This is a genomic window from Methyloceanibacter sp., from assembly GCF_049590335.1.
GTDB lineage: Bacteria > Pseudomonadota > Alphaproteobacteria > Rhizobiales > Methyloligellaceae > Methyloceanibacter.
Window position 1 is genome coordinate 1 of sequence record NZ_JBAWCQ010000154.1, and the last position, 2,403, is coordinate 2,403.

The following is a 2,403-nucleotide window of genomic DNA, read 5'->3' on the forward strand; positions in this document are numbered from 1 at the left end:
TCGCCAACGTGCTTGGTCTGCTCGGCGTCGAACGGGCCTGGGTGGTGCATGGGTGTGACGGTCTCGACGAACTGACCACAACGACGGTCAGCGAAGTCGCCGCGCTCGAAACGGGCCGTGTGTCCAGATTCCGAATCTCGCCGCGCAATGCCGGCCTGCCGGAAGCAAAGCCCGAGGACCTGATTGGCGGGGACGCAGCAGAGAACGCGACGCATATCCGGGCGGTGCTGCAAGGAAACCGGGGGCCGCTGCGCGATATCGTTCTATTCAACGCCTCGGCCGCGCTGCTGGTCGCAGGTAAGGCCAAGACCCTGCGTGAGGGGGTCGCGTTGGCGGCGGATGCGATCGACAGTGGACTGGCCTTCGGGGTTTTGGAAGCGCTCGTGGCGCACACGAATGATAAGTTGGACGGGTAGGACAATACCATGGCGCACGTGCTCGATAAAATTCTGGCCTATAAGCGCGAAGAGGTCGCGGCCGCGAAGAAAACGCGTTCCGAGCAGGACCTGCGCGGGCTGCTCGATACGGGCGGCAAGCTCCGCCCCTTTGCCGGTGCCCTGAAAGCGCGGATCGAGGCCGGCGGTTTTGGCCTCATCGCCGAGATCAAGAAGGCCAGTCCGTCCAAGGGGCTCATCCGAGCCGATTTCGATCCGCTGACGCTTGCGGTCGCCTACGAGGCTGGCGGAGCGGCTTGTCTGTCCGTGCTTACCGACAGACCATCCTTCCACGGCAAACCGGAATACCTGGCCTTGGCGCGAGCGGCGTGCTCGCTGCCGGTTCTGCGTAAAGATTTCATGATCGAACCTTATCAAGTGCTCGAAGCGCGGGTTCTGGGTGCGGACTGCATTCTAATCATCATGGCGGCCGTGGACGATGCGCTCGCCTGCGAGCTCGAAGATGCCGCACGCAATCTCGGCATGGACGTGCTGGCCGAGGTTCATGACGAGGCAGAACTCGAGCGTGCCTTGGCGCTCAAGACGGAGCTGATCGGCATCAACAACCGTGATTTGCGGACCTTCGATACGACCCTCGAGACCACCGAACGCCTCGCGCCAAGCATCGCAGGACGTATCGTCGTCGCCGAAAGCGGCATCGTCCATCATGAAGACCTGACGCGGCTTGTGCGCGCCGATGTGCGCGCCTTTCTGGTAGGCGAAAGCCTGATGCGGAAGTCCGATGTCACGGCTGCCACCCGGGCACTTCTGACCGGTGAGGCCAGCGCCGCTGAGGCCGCGCAATGAGCAGCCCGCTGTCCCATCTCAACGCCCGTGGCGAGGCCCATATGGTCGATGTTTCGGAGAAGGCCGTCACGTCGCGAACGGCCGTCGCCGAAGGCTTCGTGACCATGGCGCTTGTCACGCTGGACATGATCCTCGACGGGACGGCGCCCAAGGGAGATGTACTGGCGACGGCGCGTATCGCCGGCATCATGGGCGCCAAGATGACCGCCGACCTCATTCCGCTGTGTCACCCGCTGGCGCTTTCCAAGGTCACCGTGGAATTCACACCGGACCGCGCGGGTTCGTGCCTGCGCGTCGAGGCGACCGCCAAAGTGGACGGTAAGACCGGCGTGGAGATGGAAGCGCTGACGGCTGTTACGGTCGCCTGTCTCACGCTCTACGATATGTGCAAGGCCGTGGACCGGTGCATGAGCTTTTCCGGCATTCGCTTGATTGAGAAGACCGGCGGCCGGTCCGGCACATTCCGGGCGCCATGACCGATGGCGCTTATTTCTGTCGAGGATGCGCTTGAACGGGCCCTTTGGGGACTAACGCCGCTCGATGTCGTGCGCGTGCCGATCGCGCAAGCCCACGGCCGCGTGCTTGCGGAAGATCTGGCCGCGACCCTGACGCAGCCCCCGTTCGATTGCTCGGCCATGGATGGCTATGCGGTCCGCGCGGCCGATGTGTCCGCCCTGCCCGCGACGCTTGCGCCGGTCGGTGAATCAGTAGCTGGGGCGCGTTTCGACGGCATCGTCGGACCGGGACAAGCTGTCCGGATCTTCACCGGCGCGCCCGTTCCCGACGGGGCCGATACCGTGGTTATGCAGGAAGACACCGAAGCCTCAGGTGAGAGCGTCTTGGTCAATGCCGCCGCGCAGGGGCAGCATATTCGGCCGCGCGGTCAGGACTTCATGGACGGCGATGTCCTGCTGCGGCGGGGGACCCGGTTCGGCGCGCGGACAGTGATGCTTGCCGCGGCGATGAATTGCGCGGAACTGCCGGTGCGCCGGAAGCCGCGGGTCGCCATTCTGTCGACAGGCGATGAGATCGTGCCACCGGGGAGCGTGCTCGGCGCGGACGAGATCGTAGCGTCCGTCAGCTATGGCCTCGGTGCTTTCGTGGATGCCGAGGGGGGCGAGCCCGTCTCCATAGGGATCGCGCGCGATGACGAGCGCGACCT

3 protein-coding genes and 1 pseudogene are annotated in these 2,403 nt (G+C 64.8%); all 4 read left to right on the forward strand.

All coding sequences use genetic code 11. From position 1 onward, the window contains the following. Positions 1-416, forward strand: a pseudogene (locus tag WBQ77_RS11690) (anthranilate phosphoribosyltransferase); the annotation flags it as partial. A gap of 9 nt (positions 417-425) precedes the next feature. Then, entirely contained in the window at positions 426-1,241 is an 816-nt protein-coding gene (gene trpC / locus WBQ77_RS11695) for an indole-3-glycerol phosphate synthase TrpC (RefSeq protein WP_424044764.1), read from the forward strand. Continuing rightward, entirely contained in the window at positions 1,238-1,717 is a 480-nt protein-coding gene (gene moaC, locus WBQ77_RS11700; protein WP_424044762.1) for a cyclic pyranopterin monophosphate synthase MoaC, read from the forward strand. The genes trpC and moaC overlap by 4 nt, the downstream gene beginning before the upstream one ends. 3 nt (positions 1,718-1,720) lie before the next feature. Next, the coding region (locus WBQ77_RS11705; RefSeq protein WP_424060393.1) for a molybdopterin molybdotransferase MoeA at positions 1,721-2,403 on the forward strand (683 nt) is incomplete at its 3' end.